This window comes from Jiella mangrovi (genome assembly GCF_017815135.1).
Classification (GTDB): domain Bacteria; phylum Pseudomonadota; class Alphaproteobacteria; order Rhizobiales; family Rhizobiaceae; genus Jiella; species Jiella mangrovi.
In genome coordinates, this window is the sequence record NZ_JAGJCF010000024.1 from 50,048 (window position 1) to 68,329 (window position 18,282).

General features: G+C 63.9%; 12 protein-coding genes and 1 pseudogene. 9 read left to right on the forward strand and 4 right to left on the reverse strand.

Annotation, left to right across the window (positions count from 1 at the left end; genetic code table 11):
• Positions 1–49 precede the first annotated feature (49 nt).
• The 3 genes from J6595_RS21070 to J6595_RS21080 all read right to left on the reverse strand — a co-directional run bounded on the left by J6595_RS21070 (position 50) and on the right by J6595_RS21080 (position 7,017).
• The gene (locus J6595_RS21070) at positions 50–2,338 is read right to left on the reverse strand and encodes a putative bifunctional diguanylate cyclase/phosphodiesterase (protein ID WP_209597462.1); all 2,289 of its coding nucleotides are present in this window, start codon (positions 2,336–2,338) and stop codon (positions 50–52) included.
• A gap of 694 nt (positions 2,339–3,032) precedes the next feature.
• Positions 3,033–5,027, reverse strand: coding sequence for a putative bifunctional diguanylate cyclase/phosphodiesterase (locus J6595_RS21075; protein ID WP_245198998.1), 1,995 nt, complete (start codon positions 5,025–5,027; stop codon positions 3,033–3,035).
• A 532-nt stretch (positions 5,028–5,559) separates the two neighbouring features.
• On the reverse strand, positions 5,560–7,017 hold the full coding sequence (locus J6595_RS21080) for a cryptochrome/photolyase family protein (RefSeq protein ID WP_209597463.1): 1,458 nt from the start codon (positions 7,015–7,017) through the stop codon (positions 5,560–5,562).
• Between the two features lie 201 nt (positions 7,018–7,218).
• Here J6595_RS21080 and J6595_RS21085 point away from each other — a divergent pair, with 201 nt between their 5' ends.
• Positions 7,219–8,166 carry a ring-cleaving dioxygenase gene (locus tag J6595_RS21085; RefSeq protein WP_209597465.1) on the forward strand — a complete coding sequence of 316 codons (948 nt, stop codon included), beginning with the start codon at positions 7,219–7,221 and terminating at the stop codon, positions 8,164–8,166.
• Between the two features lie 153 nt (positions 8,167–8,319).
• Positions 8,320–8,970, forward strand: coding sequence for an alpha/beta hydrolase (locus J6595_RS21090; RefSeq protein WP_209597467.1), 651 nt, complete (start codon positions 8,320–8,322; stop codon positions 8,968–8,970).
• 237 nt (positions 8,971–9,207) lie between these two features.
• On the opposite strand, the gene J6595_RS21095 is transcribed toward J6595_RS21090, so the two are convergent.
• Positions 9,208–9,951: a hypothetical protein gene (locus tag J6595_RS21095; protein WP_209597469.1), complete on the reverse strand. Its 744-nt coding sequence runs from the start codon at positions 9,949–9,951 to the stop codon at positions 9,208–9,210.
• Between the two features lie 776 nt (positions 9,952–10,727).
• Between J6595_RS21095 and rimP the strand changes: the two genes are divergently transcribed.
• The 7 genes and pseudogenes from rimP to J6595_RS22700 form a co-directional block, all read left to right on the forward strand.
• Entirely contained in the window at positions 10,728–11,312 is a 585-nt protein-coding gene (gene rimP, locus J6595_RS21100; RefSeq protein ID WP_245199001.1) for a ribosome maturation factor RimP, read from the forward strand.
• A gap of 127 nt (positions 11,313–11,439) precedes the next feature.
• Entirely contained in the window at positions 11,440–13,050 is a 1,611-nt protein-coding gene (gene nusA / locus J6595_RS21105; protein WP_209597473.1) for a transcription termination factor NusA, read from the forward strand.
• Between the two features lie 89 nt (positions 13,051–13,139).
• Complete coding sequence (locus J6595_RS21110; RefSeq protein ID WP_209597488.1) at positions 13,140–13,778, forward strand: RNA-binding protein; 639 nt, start codon at positions 13,140–13,142, stop codon at positions 13,776–13,778.
• A gap of 66 nt (positions 13,779–13,844) precedes the next feature.
• A pseudogene (locus J6595_RS23005) lies at positions 13,845–14,131 on the forward strand (translation initiation factor IF-2 associated domain-containing protein); the annotation flags it as partial.
• Positions 14,132–14,194: 63 nt separating this feature from the next.
• Positions 14,195–17,080, forward strand: a complete 2,886-nt coding sequence (infB, locus tag J6595_RS21115; protein WP_425342195.1) for a translation initiation factor IF-2 — start codon at positions 14,195–14,197, stop codon at positions 17,078–17,080.
• A gap of 558 nt (positions 17,081–17,638) precedes the next feature.
• The gene (locus J6595_RS21120) at positions 17,639–17,902 is read left to right on the forward strand and encodes a hypothetical protein (RefSeq protein ID WP_209597477.1); all 264 of its coding nucleotides are present in this window, start codon (positions 17,639–17,641) and stop codon (positions 17,900–17,902) included.
• A 108-nt stretch (positions 17,903–18,010) separates the two neighbouring features.
• Positions 18,011–18,282: hypothetical protein (locus tag J6595_RS22700; RefSeq protein WP_245198999.1), on the forward strand; the 272-nt coding region annotated here is incomplete at its 3' end.

The following is an 18,282-nucleotide window of genomic DNA, read 5'->3' on the forward strand; positions in this document are numbered from 1 at the left end:
AACATTTCCAGCGCCGCCAGTGTTCGTCCCCGGACGATTTTCCGGGAGATCAGGCGACTGAGCGCACGGCTGACGATCGCAAACCCTGGACGAGGCCGGCGATCGGCTGCGGCCTGCCGAAATAGTATCCCTGGGCGAGCGCAATGCCGGTCGCAGCGATTGCCTCGACTTGTCTTTCCTCTTCCAGGCCTTCGGCGACGACGATGAATCCGATGCGGTCGGCAAGGTGCTGGATGAGTTCGACGACCGAGCGCGACGCGTCGCTCTTGTGGGCGGCGCTTGCAAAACTGCGGTCGATCTTGACCTTGTCGAAGGAGTAGGTGGCCAGATAGCCGATCGAGGCATATCCGGTGCCGAAATCGTCGAGGGCGAAACGCAGTCCCAATGACCGCAGCTCGGCCATGGTCCGCAGCGTCTGTTCCGGGTCGTCGACGAGAACGGATTCGGTGAGTTCGAGCTCGATCCGTTCGGCGGGAAACCGATTGGCCTCGACCATCTTGCGGATCGCAGCGAGCAGCCGCTCGGGCTTGCTGAACTGCACCGGTGAGACATTGACCGAGACCGACACGTCTTCGGGAAGCTGCGCGATGTCGTCGCAAACCCGCGAGAGAACCCATTCGCCAAGCTCGCAGATCAGGTCGCTGCGTTCGGCGATCGGAATGAACTCCGCCGGCGAGATCTGTCCTTTTACCGGGTGTTTCCAGCGAGCCAGGGCTTCGACCGAGACCACCTTTTGCGACTTGATCTCGACGATCGGCTGGTAATGGACTTCGAACTGCCCCGCCGCGATCCCTTCGCGCATTTCGCCATCGAGTTCGGTTCGACGACGGAACGAAGCTGCCATTTCCGGGCAAAAGAGGCTGGCCCGGCCTTTGCCCGCAATCTTCGATTCGTGAAGGGCCAGATCTGCGGCCGTCATCAAACCGTCGCCCTCGCAGCCGTGGCTCGGGCCGATGGCGATGCCGATGCTCGCGCTGATCGAGAACTTGCGTTCGCCGATGACGATCGGAGGCGCCAGCGCCTCGATGATCCGGTTGGCCGCCGCAAGGCTTTCCTCGGCGTCCGCAGAGGGAATGATCGCGACGAACTCGTCGCCGCCGAAGCGCGCCAGGAAATCGGAGAGGCGAACCGAGGAGCGAATGCGCTCGGCAATGGCGACTAGCACGCTGTCGCCGGCGGCATGACCGAGAGAATCGTTGATAGTCTGGAAGTCGTCGAGGTCGATATAGAGGATCGCAACAGAAGCAATGCCCTCATGAAAGCCGGGGCCGATCGAGGTCAGTATGCGATCGAGCTCGTGGCGGTTCGCCATGCCGGTGAGAGGGTCGGTCCGTGCCAGGGTCTCGATCTTCTGCTGGTTCAGCTTGCTCTCGGTAATGTCCTGCGTGACCATCAGGACGCCGCCCCCATCGGTCGGCTCGACATGCACGAGAAACGTCTTGCCGCCGGGGATGTTCAGCTCGCGGGCGGTGGTCGCCTGATGGTTCAGCGTCCGGTTGGCGTCCTGGCGGATCAGCATCGCGTCGCTTGGCGACAGACGGCCGGATTTGACCGCGCAGGCCAGCATCGTCTCGAGATCGGGGACGATTGCATCGTTCCCGACGCCGTAAAGCTCGCCATGGCGATCGTTCTGGAGTTCGCGCGACAGAGCCTTGTCGAAGGAGACGAGGCCATGGGACATGGAGCGCAGCGCAAGATCTGCCTGTTCGGCATGCTTGCGTGAGGATGCCTCGCTGCAACGGGCTCTCGAGGTCGCGTCGGCAAGAGCTCTGAGGTTGCGGTACAGCGACAGAACGATGACGAAGTTCGTCACCATGCAAAGAATGATGAAGAGCGCGAGGCCCCGATAGTAGGGCTGGTCGGAACGCTCCAGAGCCATCATCAGCGGTATGTAGAGAAACAGCACCTGAACGATGACGTATTTGGGCCGGGCCGCGTTGCGCGCCACCGAGCCGGACGCGAACGCCACGGCGGCGATCACGTTGAGGATCTGCACGGCCACATTGTTCGTTGCTGCGATCGCGTGGAAACAGCTGAGACCCTGCAATCCGGCAAACAGGGTCGCGCCGATCTGGAACTCGATGTCCCATCGGCGAAGCCTCTGCCGGAGCTCGTCCTTGTGGCTGTCGCGGCGATAGCGCGCGAGGGTCGCCAAACGCCCCAGAAGCACGACCAGGGTCGCGACGGCCAGAGCGCAGAAGGCGCTTTCGCCGCTCCACAGCCATGAGATCAGCATCACCATGATGCCGACCGCGTCCGAGATGATGAGCGAAGCCGGCGAGGAAAACAGCGAGCCGACCAGAATTTTCTGGCGCTCAAGCGGGACGGTCGATGGCAAGGCTTCGTCCCGACCGCCCGTGCCGGTGTCTTGCATGGCCGTCGAGGCAACGTGACTATCGGATGATATCGACACCGCTCTTCCGCGTCATTGCAGGCCAAGTCTGGCTGACAATAAGTGAGAAAGTATTAACGCATGACTTATGAGATGAAACAACACGGCGGATATTCATGAAAATCGCAGCGCAATGTGCCACCTTCCGCTTGGGCGCTTCGCTCGCCAGCCGGGCAGCGCCAAAGCATGCGCTCCTGCGCCTGCGCGATGCGACGCAGCTTGGTGATCTCGGTTTCGGTGAGCCCTAGCAAATGATCCACCGTGGCAGCGCGCGCCTCGGCGCGTTCCGCAGCGAGATCCGGCTCCGTGCGGGTGAAGGCGGCAGAACATCGGCTGGAGTTGCGGCGGCGGGCCTGGCCGACCGACGACCCGCTCCACGAGCTGCGTTGGCATGGAACACGGTGTCGCTGTCCCTGCCGAAGCGGCGGCACCGGCAAACTGCACTGGCGGCATTGGCGCGAACTCCCTTCGACCGACAGGAAAGCCTGACTGCCAGACCGAATTCTGTAAATTAAATCATAAGGAAAAGTTAATTTTATCGAATTGCGCAATGTTCGGTCAGGTGTGCGCCGAACCCGGCCGAACCCCGCCGTTCCGGCGCCCAAAATGGAGGGAGCTGAATCTTCGTCACTGCCGCCGATCAGGCAATGCGCAGCGTCCGGGCCTCGTCTCTGGCGCGGTTGCCGAAGCGGTCGGCACCGCGATAGCCGACGAGAAACGTCTCGGCGGTCTCCGTCGCCGGCAGCGGTTTGCCAAAGAAGAAGCCCTGCAGCTGGTCGCAGCCGAGCGATGCGAGGAACCGGGCCTGTTCCTCCGTCTCGACGCCCTCAGTCGTCACCTTCATCTTCATTTGATGGGCCAGCGAGACGATGGTCGCGACGATCTCCTTCACGTTCGGCTCGCCGTTTTCGAGCGCTTTCATGAAGGACTGATCGACCTTGAGCTTGTCGAAGGGGAAGCGCCAGAGATAGCCGAGGGACGAATAGCCCGTTCCGAAATCATCCATGTCGATCGAGATGCCGAGCTGCTTGAGCGCGTAGAGCTGGTCGAGGATCGCCTTCGAGCGTTCGAGGACGAGGGATTCGACGACCTCGACCTCGAGCCGCTCTCCGCTGATGCCGGCCGCCCGCATGGCGTCGCTGATGATGCCGACGAGATCGCCGTCGACGAACTGCACGGCCGACAGATTGACGGAGACGAACAGCGGCTCTGGCCATTGCGCGATCTGGCGGGTGGCTTCGCGGATGACCCAGGTGCCGATCGCCTTGATGTATCCCCGGGCTTCCGCGACGGGGATGAATTCGGTGGGCGATATCAGCCCGCCCGTTTCGTCGCGCAGGCGAATGAGCGCCTCAAAGCCGACGAGCGAGCCGTCGCGACCTTTGACGAGCGGCTGATAGAACAGCTCGAAGCCATCGCCTTCGATCGCGCGCTTGATCTGCGCCTCGATCAGCCGGCGGCGATGCATCGCCTCGTCCATCTTGGGTTCGAAGAAGACGAGGGGGGTCTGCTTGTCGGTCTTGTGATGGAAATGGGCGATCTCGGCATGTTTGACGAGTTCGGCATGGGTGCGGCCATGTTCGGGGGCCAATGCGCAGCCGATCGAGATCTGCGGGGTGATAACCTGTCCGTCGATCTCGATCGGCTCTCCGATCACCTCGGTCATTTGCCTGGCCAGTGCAAGGACCGCCGCGTGGTCGGCCACGCGTCGACGGACGACGGCGAAGTCGTCCGGTCCGATGCGCCCGACGAGGTCGTCGGGGCCGAGGCATGAGGCAAGACGCCGAGCGATCAGACGCAGGATTTCGTCGCCTTGCGCCTGTCCACAGCGGTCGTTGATCTCCGCCAGATCGTCGAGATCGAGATAGAGAAAGGCGACGCTTTCCCTCGTGGCGCGGATCTTGAACAGGAGCTGGTCGCAGGCTTCCTGCATTCTGCGCCGGTTGAGGAGCTGCGTGAGCGTATCGTGATCGGCAAGGAAGCGAATGCGGGCATCGGCCTCGGCGATCTTTCTGCGGCGCAGCTGATAGAGCATGAAGGGAACGCAGGTCGCCGCCAGGATGATCAGGATCAGCAACGTGCATGTGCGCGCCAGGGTCGTCTGGTAATGGTGCCGCTCGGAAATCATGTCTGCGACGACCGACAGGAATCCGATCGCGCGGCCGTCGCGCAGCAGCGGCATGATCACCGAGGGATTGGTCTCGCCGTCGTCGTGGACGATCTGCCAGAACCCTTTCTGCGAGACGACCGAGGGCGAAAGCTTGTCGCCGGTCGAGACGCCGCCCGGCCGATCACGCAGAAGCCATTCGTAACGCTCTGAACGCGAACGGAACACCTCCCGGCCGCTTCGATCGAAAATCGCGTAGACGTCGATGCTCGAGAGATCGGCCACCTTGCGCAGCACTTCCTCGGAGCCCGGTGTCCGGTCGATGCCGGTGAGAAGCGCGTCGATATAGTCGCCCGGGCCCATCAGGACATTTGCGAAATTCTGCCCGCGGCTGCGCATTTCGGCTTCGACGAGCCTTCCCACGGCCTCGTTTCCGATCGCAAGGATGCTCACGGCGACGAAGCATATAAGGGCGCTCGCACCGAGGATACTCGTCCAGAAAAACCGCTTTGCGAGGATGGAAACCATGTCCCTCTGAGCTCACCACTTTTCGCAACCTGACAAATAGAGGTAAATTTTTCGGTGACTTCGCGGCTGAAAGTTCGGCGGTCTCACGAATTCGCTCAATCGGAGAAGACTGAAATTGCAGCCATATCGGGGGCTCGCATAACGGGACGGCCTTGTTTGAAATCGGGTCGCAGCTAACTGCCGCCAAGCGGCGTCAGCTTCCGGTCGAAGGTGCCTCTGGTTGCAGCCGGATGGCCGAATGGCCCGCACATGCGGGCGATGGCTTTCACCGGGCGTTGGCTTTCACGCAGCTTGCGCGCGGACCATGCCGCTGTCCCTCGACAGGCGTGCAGCTCCGGCCGAGCCGGTTCATTGTCCGGGCGAGAGGGCCGAAACCTTCGGCGCCTCTTGGCTTCGGGCAGACACCCTGATTTGCGCTGCCCTGATGCATCCCGTGGCTCGTCTGTTCGGGATCATCTTCGTCTTCGTTTTCGCCCGCGAACTCGAACGAAATCTCGCCGCCAAGCGGCTCGGCGGAAAGAAGAGACGCGTGCTAACCTTTGACCTTATCATAGGCGTCGAGGGCCCGCTGACGTGCTTCGCCATGATCTACGATGGGCTTGGGATAGGTTTTCCCTAGCGTCACGCCGGCTTCGGCAAGGGTGCTCTCGTCCGCTTCCCAGGGCGCGTGAATGGCCGTTGACGGAAGGTCTTTCAGCTCGGGCACGAAGGTGCGGATGTAGTCGCCCTTCGGATCGAACTTCTCGCTTTGGGTGATTGGGTTGAAGATCCGGAAGAACGGTTGGGCGTCGGCGCCGGCGCCGCCGATCCACTGCCACTGCGCCGTGTTCGAGGCGATGTCGCCATCGACCAGCGTGTCCCAGAACCAGCGTTCCCCGTCCCGCCAGTCGATCAGGAGATCCTTGGTCAGAAACGATCCGACGATCATCCGCACCCGGTTGTGCATCCAGCCCGTCTGCCAGAGCTGGCGCATGCCGGCATCGACGATCGGATAGCCGGTCAGGCCGCGCTGCCAGGCCTGAAGGTCCTTTTTGGAATTGCGCCATTCGAAGCCGTCGAAGCGATCGTTGAAATTGTCGGTCTCCAGCCGGCCGAAGTGGTAGAGAAGGTGATAGTTGAAGTCGCGCCAGACGAGTTCCTGGCGGAAGGTCCGGATCGCATCGCCGGGAATCGACTTTCGGCGCGAGGCATAGGTGTTTGCCGTATCCCAGGCCCGGAAGGGCGAGATCTCCCCCCACCGCAGATGCGGCGAAAGCCGCGAGGTCTCGTCGGCAAATGGCCGCTCGCGGCCATTGTGATAGCCGGCGAGAAGATCGTCGCAGAAATATTCGAGCCGCTCCTGTCCGGCCTTTTCGCCCGGGGTGAAGAACTCGGCCAGCCCGCCGGACCAGTCCGGCTTCGTCGGCAGGAGGTCCCAGTCGCCGAGATCGTCCGACCGGGGAAACGCGTCCGGCTGTTTCAGGCCGCGCGGGGCGTCGATCGGGTCGCGAAAGCCGGTCTCGGAAACATTCTTCCAGAACGGCGTATAGACCTTGTAATAGCCGCCGGTTTTCGTCTCGACGCTTTCCGGATCGTGCAGGATGTTCGCGGAGAAGCGTTCGACGCTGACATCGTCGGAGAGCGCTTCCTCGATGGCATCGTCCACTGACCGCGACGCCGGATCGTAGCGCCGATTGAAGAACAGCGCGGTCGCACCGACCGCTTCGATCACATCGAGGACGTGTTCCTTCGCCTTGCCGCGCCTCATCGTCAGCTGCGAGCCCTTGCCGCGCAGCGAGCGGGCAAATCCTTCAAGCGAATGATGCAGCCACCATTTGTGAGCGCCGCCGAGACTGCGGACGCCTTTCGATTCCTCGTCGAGCACGAAGAGCGGCACGACCGGCCGGCCGGTCTCCGCGGCATGGGCGAGGGCGGGGTTGTCGTCCAGCCGCAGATCATCGCGGATCCATACGACAATCGGTCCGGCTGCGGTCTCGTCCGTCTTCGCCATGGGCAATGTCACTCCTGATCGGTTGCTTCAGACTAACTGCCGCCGGCTCGAGCGGTTGCGGATATATCTGCGGCGAAACGGCAGACGCCTGAATCGATAACGGCCGTTCACTAATCGACGACAATTCGTCACGAATCAGCCCCTGCCACAGCGGGGCGCCGGTGACTTATCTTGGGGCCAGCACAATCGAAGGAGGCAGCCATGAGCCTTACACTGACCGGCATCCACCATCTGACCGCGATTACCGCCGACGCACCGGGCAATCTCGACTTCTACACCCGGATCCTGGGACTTCGGCTCGTGAAGAAGACCGTGAACCAGGACGATACCTCCGCCTATCATCTGTTCTATGCCGACGGGCTGGCTTCGCCCGGCACGGACGTGACGTTCTTCGACTGGCCAGCTCCGCGCGAGCGTCGCGGCACCCATTCGATCGCGCGAACGAGCCTTCGCGTATCGGGGCGGGCGAGCCTCGAATTCTGGGTCGGCCGGTTGAAGGAAAGCGGCGTTTCGGCCGGCGAGATCCGCAGCCTCGACGGCCGGGACAGCATCGATTTTGAAGATTTCGAAGGCCAGCGCCTCAGGCTCGTCGACGATGGCGGTGTCGGCGAGGCCAATCCCTGGGATGCGAGCACCGTTCCGGCGAAGCATCAGATCCGCGGCCTCGGCCCGATCGTCCTTTCGGTTCCGGTTCTCGATCCGACCGAAGCGGTCCTGACCAGGTTCATGAACATGAGAGAGGTGCGTCAGTATGAGGAGGCGGGCGCTGCCGTCCACGTCTTCGAGATGGGGGAGGGTGGTCCTGCAGCTGAGCTGCACGTCGCCGTCGAGCCGCATCTCGCGCCGGCCGGTCAGGGCGCCGGCGGTGTTCACCACGTCGCATTCCGCACGAACGATAACGCCGAGTTGACCGAGTGGGCGAAGCGCGTGAAGGAATTTCGGGTGCCGTCCAGCGGCGAGGTCGAGCGCTACTATTTCCGCTCGCTCTATTTCCGCGAGCCGAACGGCATCCTGTTCGAGATCGCGACGGACGGTCCGGGCTTTGCCGTCGACGAGCCGCTCGAGGCGCTGGGTGAGAACCTGTCGCTGCCACCATTTCTGGAGCCCAAGCGCGACGCGATCGAAGCCAGACTGAAACCGCTCGCCTGAGGCGGTACGGCGCCGGCGGTTTCACCGAGACCGGCGCGATTGTGCTCGCTGCAAACGGTCCGTCACTGCTAAGGCTGAAAAATGCCCGAGGCCGTGACGGCCATATCTGCAATGTCATCGCGATCACAACCATCGTTTGACAAGGATTTTCCGATGTCCACCATCTCGCTTACCGGGCCGCTTGCAGAGATCGGTCTTCTGGCGGCCGGCGCCGATCCCCGGAACGCACGCCTCGCGGTGATCGCGGTCCATGGACGCGGCGCATCCGCCGCCGACATCATCGGTCTGTCGGAGGCCTTTGGCCTGCCCGACATCTTCTATGTCGCGCCGGATGCTCCGGGCGGGGCATGGTATCCCTCCCAGTTCACCCAGCCTCTCGCGGCCAACGAGCCCTATCTGTCCAACGCTTTGGCGCGGATCGACGAAATTCTGCGCTTGCTGGAGGCGGAGGGCTTTGGAAGAGAGCGCGTCGTCCTTGCCGGGTTCTCGCAGGGCGCCTGTCTTTCGCTGGAATATCTCGCCCGAAACGCCGGCAGCGTCGCCGCGGTGCTGGGCTTTTCGGGTGGGCTGATCGGCCCGGACGTCGCGAGCCGCCAAGAGACGGAGAGCCTGTCCGGCACCAGGGTGTTCATGGGATGCAGTCGCAGCGATCCGTTCATTCCGGCGCTGCGTGTCATGGAAACCGAACGCCATCTCGCGGGGCGCGGCGCAAAGGTCGAGACGGTGCTCTACCCGGAGCCGGGCCATACGATCAACGCCGACGAGATCGGCCGTGCGGTCGAGCTTTTGAAATCGATCGGCTGACAGATACCGGCGGCCCCCGGCAGTCAGCCCCGGCGAGCCGGTTTCAGCCGGCCCGACCCGCGCGCGAGCCAGAGCCGCATGAAGCCGGCCGCAGGGTCGGCTCATGTACGGGGCTGGGACATGAGAGAGTGCGGCATGCGCGGGGTAAGAGCGCCGACATCGTCGTCCGCGCGGCAGCCGGGGGAAATCTTCGTCGGCCGACGAGCCTATCTGGCGGCAAGCACCGCTTTCGCAGTCTCAGTTGATCCAGCCTCGGTCCGCCCGGGCCTTGCTCGGCGCACGACAGACGGCGAGGACCGTGTTTGACGAGGCAAGCTCGGAGACAAATTTTCGCCGCCATTCCGGCGAGCCGGCCCTGTTCAGCGTGATCACGAGAGGCCCGGAATTGCGAAGGCCGGCGAGGGTGACGCGGGCCGATTCCCGGCGACTGCCCAGCAGCCGGTTGACGGCTGTTTCCAAAGCGCTGGCATCGTCCCGGCTGGCAAGAGACAGATGATCGCTGAAGAAGCGCGGGCGGAAAAAGCGCGCTTCGTTCATCAGGTGGTCGGCCGCGACATTTGCCGCTCCGACTATAAGATCGCCGTCGAGCATGATCACCGGGTCGGCGATCTCGTCCCACGCGCTCTGGATGGTCTCCCGGTTCGGCTGGTCCGGACTGCCGATCGCATGGGAAACCAGAAATGCCGAAAGGAGGTCAGGCGCGAGCCTGTGCAACAGGGTCAGGACGGCCGGCAGGAACGCGTCGCGAACGTCTTGCGGAACCGTGACTGTCAGGCACCAGCTCTGCTGCGCGCAGTCATGCAGAACGAGGCCGGCGCCCGCGGTCTCGTCGTTCGAAACCAGCTCAAGCCGGGCCGGGTGATCGACGTCGTCGAAGCGGAAGATCGACCCGGGCTCCATGCGCGGGTGGAAATCGTCCTGCCAGCTGTTTTCCGCATAGCGCATCCGCGTGCGAGTGGCGACGGAGATGGCGCGATTCACCTCAAGGCCTCGGCGCGCGACATCGCGATCGACACGCCTCAGCCTCGTCTCGACGCCAGGCAAAACGGCGTCGATCGTGCTGAGAAGCGAAGCCCAGGATGACGGATGAAGAGAGGCTTGGCCGACTCGTTCGCGAACGAGGTCCAGCCGACCGGGAAACTGGAGTAACATCGAATTATGCCGTATCTAGGCCCCGGCGAGATCATTCCACCTGCGGCTGAAAATTACAAGACCGTAAGGTTCGGTCCGGATTATTTTTCTTGGCGCCGGGGTATTTGTTCAGTCTTACTTACAACATCCAATTGCGCTTGAGTTGCTGATGTCTGTGCGAGGGTTCGGTTCGGGGCGCTGATTCCTGGCGGCGTCTCGCGATATTACGCAATTCATTGCCTCATGCCGGGGCATTGGTGGCCCGCAGTCGTCGTGCAAACCCTGGGTTCGGTCTGCGGCGTCGAACGCGCACTCTTGAAGCTTGTGTCGAAGCGGGGTATATGACGCTCATATTCTCTGCGGTGATGTCGTGAGAGTGGGTCCTTCCGGTCCCGCTCTTTTTTGTTACCTGCAACAGCCTGCCTGAAGCTTTCGGGCGGGACGGCGGAACGGCAGAGGGCGAGTGGATCTGTAACCAGCCCGCAGTGCCGGGCTCTCGATCATCGCGACCTGCCATGACGTACCGGCGGGATTCGCCGGTCGCCGACTTCGAGATCGCCTGCGAAATTGCAGCGGTCGAGCGGATCGAGACGATCGTTACACAAGGGAGCGTGAGCCTGTCTGATATGCGCATCGTCAAGGAACAGGGCGTCGAGGCCAAGATCGCCGGGGTTGTCGAAGCGGCGATCGAGCAGGCCGGGTACAGGCTCGTGCGCGTCAGGATTTCCGGTCTGAACGGCATGACCGTCCAGATCATGGCCGAGCGCCCGGACGGAACCATGACGGTCGAGGATTGCGAGGCGGTGTCACGCGCGATTTCGCCTGTGCTCGACGTCGCCGATCCCGTCGATCGGGCGTATCATCTTGAGGTGTCGTCTCCCGGCATTGATCGGCCTTTGGTCAGGAAGGGCGATTTCGAGGCCTGGGCCGGCTATCTGATGAAGCTGGAGACGAGCCGGCTCTTGAATGAGCGCAAGCGGTTTCGCGGCAAGATCGTCGCCGTCTCGGACGACGGAATCAGGATCGAGCGCGATCAGCCTGCCTATGGCGAGCCGAGCTCGGTGGAAATTCCCTTCGACGCGATCGGCGAGGCGCGCCTGATCCTGACGGATGAGCTGATCGCCGCCTCGCTGAAGGCCGATAAGGCCGCCCGCAAACACGGCGGCGAGCCCGGCGAAGACGAGAACGACGAGATGTCCGGCTCCCACTGAAGCCGGGTGGACAGAGAGACAATCGAGACGCGCCGACGTCGGCTGTTGCCGGCAACATGGGGCGAAACGCTGGGGTGACGTTGCGGACAAGCATCCGGAACGCCTGCCCGACCAGGAGAAACGACGAATGGCAGTCAGTGCGAACAGGCTTGAGCTTCTGCAGATCGCGGATGCCGTGGCGCGGGAAAAGTCGATCGACCGCGATATTGTGATCGGCGCGATGGCCGACGCCATCCAGAAGGCTGCGCGCTCCCGCTACGGGCAGGAGACCAACATTCGCGTCGACATCAACACCAAGACCGGTGAGATGAAGCTCCAGCGGTTGCTCGAGGTCGTCGACGACGTCGAGAACCCGAACACCCAGATCTATCTGGAACTTGCCCGCGACAAGAATCCCGATGCCGAGCCCGGCGACTTCATCGCCGAACAGCTTCCGCCGATGGATTTCGGCCGCATCGCCGCCCAGTCGGCCAAGCAGGTCATCGTCCAGAAGGTGCGCGAGGCCGAGCGCGACCGCCAGTACGACGAGTTCAAGGACCGGGTCGGCGAGATCATCAACGGCTCGGTCAAGCGGGTCGAATACGGCAATGTGATCGTCGATCTCGGCCGGGGCGAGGGCATCATCCGCCGCGACGAGCAGATCCCGCGCGAGGTGTTCCGCTATGGCGACCGGGTCCGCGCCTTCGTCTACGATGTGCGCCGCGAGCAGCGCGGGCCGCAGATCTTCCTGTCGCGAACCCATCCGCAGTTCATGGCGAAGCTCTTCACCATGGAAGTGCCGGAAATCTACGACGGCATCATCACCATCAAGGCGGTCGCCCGTGATCCGGGCTCGCGGGCGAAGATCGCCGTGATCTCGTCCGATTCCTCCGTCGATCCGGTCGGCGCCTGCGTCGGTATGCGTGGCTCGCGCGTCCAGGCCGTCGTCGGCGAGCTTCAGGGTGAAAAGATCGACATTATCCCCTGGTCGCCGGACGCGGCCGCCTTCCTCGTAAACGCGCTGCAGCCGGCGGAAGTCGCCAAGGTCGTGCTCGACGAGGATGCCGAGCGGATTGAAGTCGTCGTTCCCGATGACCAGCTTTCATTGGCGATCGGCCGCCGCGGCCAGAACGTCCGTCTGGCTTCGCAGCTGACCGGCTGGGACATCGACATCCTGACCGAGGAAGAAGAGTCTTCGCGCCGCCAGAAGGAATTCCAGGAGCGCTCGGAAACCTTCATGGAGGCGCTCGACGTCGACGAGATGGTCGGCCAGCTGCTGGCTTCGGAAGGCTTTGCCTCGGTGGAGGAGGTGGCCTATGTCGATGCCGACGAGGTTGCCGCGATCGAGGGCTTCGACGAAGATACCGCTGTGGAAATCCAGACGCGCGCTCGCGAATATCTGGAGAGGCGGGAGGCCGAGTTCGACGCCAAGCGCAAGGAGCTCGGGGTTGCCGACGAGCTCAAGGAGATCAACGGTCTGACCACCGAAATGCTGGTCGCCCTTGGCGAGGACGACGTCAAGTCGCTGGAAGACTTTGCCGGCTGCGCCGTCGACGATCTGACCGGCTGGACCGAGCGCAAGGACGGCGAGACCAAGCGCTATCCCGGTGCCTTGAGCCCGTTCGAGGTTTCGCGGGCCGATGCCGAGCAGATGATTCTTTCGGCGCGACTGAAGGCCGGCTGGATTACCGAAGCCGATCTTGCCGGGCCGCAGGAAGACGAGGCCGACGAGGAAGCCCTCGAGGAGGGGGCGGCCTGAAGCGAGGCTGGCCCGTGGGCGATGGTATCGTCGACGGCGCGGAAATCGGCGAAGCGGACGAGGGAGCTCTCAGCGACGGAGGCGAGGCCGTGAATGGCCGCACCTGTATCGTGACCCGGCAGAGCCTCGACGCGGCGGATCTCATCCGCTTCGTCAGGGGGCCCGACAATCAGGTCGTGCCCGACCTTTCGCGGCGGCTTCCGGGGCGCGGCGCGCATGTCTCTCTCAGCCGCAAGGCCGTCGAGGAGGCTGTGAAGCGCAAGTCCTTTGCCCGGGCGTTTCGTGCAGAGGTCGTGATGCCGGCCGATCTCGGCGCCATGGTGGACCGGCTGCTGGTTCGGCAGGTGGCCGGCTCTCTCGGTCTCGCCCGCAAGGCGGGGCAGCTCGTGACGGGCGCGGCCAAGGTGGAGGCGTCGATGCGCTCGGGGCGGGCGATCTGTCTCGTCCAGGCCAGCGACGCGGCCGAAGACGGCCTGCGCAAGATTGATGCGGCTCGCCGCGCCGGCGAGCGCGGAACCGGTCGGCGGATGCCGGGGTTTCGTCTCCTCGACGCAAACGAAATGAGTTTGGCGTTGGGCGGGTGGAATGTGATACATGCAGCCATCCTTGCCGGTCATGCCGGCTCGGCTGTGCTGAAGCGCTTGGAAGCGCTGGCGAAATATCGGGGTGAAAACCCCATGGAAGCTGCCGATGGCGCCGAAGACGGCGACTCGATGGCTGAAGACTGAGATTGCAAACGATCGGAAGCGCCTCATCGAGCGACGCTTCCTGGCAAGACGAACGGCGCGGGACCGATCCCGCGCAGGAAGCGGAAGCGTAGATGAGCGATACCAAGTCCGGCGACGACAAGACGCTCCATGTGAGCACCAAGAAGACCCTGACCCTGAAGCGCGGTGGCGTCGAGCAGTCGACGGTTCGCCAGAACTTCAGCCATGGTCGGACCAAGAGTGTCGTGGTCGAGACCAAGAAGCGGCGCATTCACAAACCCGAAGACGCGTCGGCTGCAAAGCCGGATGTCGCCGCAGGGCTCAATCCGCGCCCGAGCGAGCCTGCTGCCGCCAAGCCGGCGCCGGCTGCCTCCCCGGCGGCCGAACGCGCACCGACCCAGGCCGCGACGCCGAAGGTCGCCCCGGCGCCGCAGCCGCTGAACCCCGGCGGCAAGCCCAAGCAGATCGAATTCGGCAAGAAGCCGGCGCCCGCCGCCGCGCCAGCCGCCGAAGCGGCGGCGACGCCTGCGCCCGAGGCGCCAGCTGCCGAAGCTGCGACGCCGCCGGTCGAGGCGAAGGCCACCGAAACGCCGGCTGCTGTGCCGGCTCCGGCGGCAGAGGCGCCCGTCGCCAAGGCTCCGGCCGCTGAAGCTCCGGCGGCTTCGGCGCCGAGCGAGGCCAAGGCTCCGGCAGACAGCGCGACGACGGCAACCGCCGCAGCCGCTCCGTCTGCTTCTGCCGCGCCGCAGCGTACGTCACCTGCGGCGCCAAGCCAGCAGCGTCCTCGTCAGCCCGCTCCGGCCCAGACGCCGGTGCAGCGTGGCCGTGACGGTGCGGGCCGCGACGGGCGTGGTCCGCGCAGCGACGGCCGTCCGGACAACCGGAACGGCACCCCCAACCGTCCGGGCGCTCGCGATGACCGGCGTCCGGGTCAGCAGTCCGGCGCTCCCGGCCAACGCCAGCCGCGCGGGGCTGTCCTGTCGGATCTCTCCTCGCGCGAAATGGATGCGCGCCGCAGGGCCCTCGAGCTCGCCAAGCAGCGCGAAGTCGAGGCTCGCCGCGTCTTCCAGGAAGAAGAGGCTCGCCGCATTGCCGAGGACGAGCGTCGCCGTGCCGAGCGCGAGGAAGCCGAGCGCCGTGAGGCCGAGGAACAGGCCCGGTTGGAGGTCGAGGCCGAGGCTCGCCGCAAGGCGGAGGCCGACGCTGCCACGCGCCGCGGCAACAAGCCGACCGCGGCCGCCAAGGAAGCCGTTCCGATGTCGCCTGCCGACGCCGAGGCGGCTGCCGCACGCGCCGAACGTGGCGAGGGTCGTCGTCGCAGCGGCGGCGAGGAAGACGATGCGCGCCGCGGCCCGAGCAGGGCGCGCGGTCCCGGCAAGGGCGCGCCCGCCGAGACGCCGCGTTCGACGCGGCCCGATCGCGGCGAAGGCCGCCGCAGCGGCAAGCTGACCCTCGACAAGGCCTTGTCGAGCGAGGAGGGCAGCCGTGGACGCTCGCTCTCGTCGATCCGCCGCCGACAGGAGAAATTCAAACGCTCGCAGCAAAATACGCCGCGGGAGAAGATCATACGCGAAGTGGTTCTGCCAGAAACGATCACCATTCAGGAGCTCGCCAACCGCATGTCGGAGCGCTCCGTCGAAGTCATCAAGTTCCTCATGAAAGAGGGGCAGATGATGAAGCCGGGCGACATCATCGACGCGGATCTGGCCGAGCTGATCGCCACCGAATTCGGACATACGGTCAAGCGTGTCTCGGAGTCGGACGTCGAGGAGGGCATCTTCGACGTCAAGGACAATCCGGAACACCTTGTTTCGCGTCCGCCGGTGGTCACCATCATGGGCCATGTCGATCACGGCAAGACGTCGCTGCTCGACGCGATCCGTCAGACCAAGGTCGTCTCCGGCGAGGCCGGCGGCATCACCCAGCATATCGGCGCCTATCAGGTCGAGCAGGACGGGCAGAAGATCTCTTTCATCGATACCCCGGGCCACGCCGCCTTCACGGCGATGCGTGCCCGTGGCGCCCAGGCGACCGACGTGGCGGTGCTGGTGGTCGCGGCGGACGACAGCGTCATGCCGCAGACCATCGAGTCGATCCATCATGCCAAGGCGGCGGGCGTTCCCATCGTCGTTGCGATCAACAAGATCGACAAGCCGAGCGCCGACCCCTCGAAGGTTCGCAGCGGACTGCTGCAGCATGAGGTGTTCGTCGAATCCATGGGTGGCGAGGTTCTCGACGTTGAGGTCTCGGCTCTCACCGGTGCCGGCATCGACAAGCTGCTCGAGGCGATCCTCCTGCAGGCCGAGCTTCTCGACCTGAAGGCCGATCCGCAGCGCACGGCCGAGGGTGTCGTCATCGAGGCGCAGCTCGACAAGGGCCGCGGCCCGGTCGCGACCGTCCTCGTCCAGACCGGCACGCTCAAGGTCGGCGACATCGTCGTCACCGGCGATGAATGGGGCCGCGTGCGCGCGCTGATCAACGACAAGGGCGCCCAGATCAAGGAAGCGGCGCCCTCGATGCCGGTCGAGGTTCTCGGCATGCAGGGTACGCCGCTGGCCGGCGATCGCTTTGCCGTCGTCGAGAACGAGGCCAAGGCTCGCGAGATCTCGGAATATCGCCAGCGCCTGTCCCGCGAGATGCAGGTGGCGAAATCCGCCGGTCAGCGCGGCTCGCTCGAGCAGATGATGTCGCAGCTGCAGGATACGGGGCTCAAGGAGTTCCCGCTCCTGATCAAGGGCGACGTGCAGGGCTCGGTCGAGGCGATCATCGGGGCCCTGGACGCGATCTCCACCGACGAGGTTCGTGCCACCATCGTCCATTCGGGCGCCGGCGCGATCACCGAATCGGACATCGCGCTCGCCGCGGCTTCGAACGCTGCGATCATCGGCTTCAACGTCAGGGCCAACAAGCAGGCCCGCGAGGCGTCCACGCGCGACGGCATCGAGATCCGCTACTACAACATCATCTACGATCTCGTGGATGACGTGAAGGACGCGATGTCGGGCCTCCTCTCGCCGGAGCGCCGCGAGACGTTCCTCGGCAATGCCGAGATCCGGGAGGTGTTCAACATCACCAAGGTCGGCAAGGTCGCCGGTTGCCTCGTCACCGAAGGCGAAGTCGAGCGCGGGGCGGGCGTGCGCCTCATCCGCGACGACGTCGTCATCCACGAGGGCACGCTCAAGACGCTCAAGCGCTTTAAGGACGAAGTGCAGAAGGTCATCAGCGGCCAGGAATGCGGCATGGCCTTCGAGCGCTACGAGGATATCCGCCAGGGTGACATCATCGAGTGCTTCCGCGTCGAGCATGTGGCTCGGTCGCTGTAGGCAGAAGCACAACACGGATCGGAACCATGTCCTCAGCAAACCGAACAACGAGTTGGCAGAGGGACTTGGCGACGATCCGTGCCGCGCTCGATAGCAGGGCGACGACCCATCGAACCGGAGCTGAGAAATCGTCCGGGTTCCAATCCGGCGCAGGGATATCGCATGACGATATCCCCACCGACTTTGGAAAGTCATCCTACGAGTATCTCGCGAAGGAGGCTCTGGATCGTCTGGCCCGCCGGATCGCCGAACTCGAAACAAGGGTGTTGCGGGCTGATGACCAACCTAGCAGTTCGGAGACCGGCCTCGCGCATAAAGTGACCGGAACGTCCAGCGAGGCCAATCTCTAACGGGCTATGGCAGCGCCGGTACTCAAGCTCGAACTGTCCGCCGAAGTCGCGGAACGGATGGTCGCGGAGGGCGAAAGTTGGACGGGAGTTCGATAGGCGCGCAGTAGAACGCGATCGGGCGTTGAAGGCCTCGCGACGCGCGCTTGATGGACTGATCCATGGCTGACACGGGTGACACGCCCCCTTTTGGCCCGAAGCAGGAGGGCGTTTGGCCGGATTGGCTCCCGCCGCGGAGAGCGTGGGAGTTCGCGCCAATGTCGCTCGGCTCGAGAAATCCCTGACGAAGCTGGAAATCGACAACAAGCGACTGCGGGAAGACATCCGCTTGCTCGAACGTCAGGTTTCGGAAAACACGGCGCAGCTCAATTTGCTGGTGGGCTTTGTGCGTGACGCGCTGAATGCTCGCTTCGATCAACGAGTCGAGGAATCCGTTGGTTGGATTTTGGGCGACAGAGACCGCGACCTGAGTTAAAGCGCCGTATGTCCGAATGGACGCCAGTGTGCACGACATTCTCGTCGAACGGCGCATATCGAGTGTCTGACAGTCTGAGATTAGGCGTCCGCTTTTATCGCGCTCGCCATGCTCGGGCTCCGTCCCGAGCATGGCGAGCGCCGTTTAAGCTTCTGTTGTGTCGAACGTTTCTGGCAACTGTGTTCATTCGAACGCCTTTCTGTCTCTCTGCATGGCGTTGAGAACAGTGAGAAGCTTTCTGGCGACGGCGATTATGCCGACTTTCTTCGATCCCGATCTTTCGGCGACGGCTTGAAAGAAGCTCTTGAAACGGGTGTTTGCGCGAATGGCACCGAGGGCGGCCATGTAGAGAGCTTTGCGCACCCGGCGCCTTCCCCCCT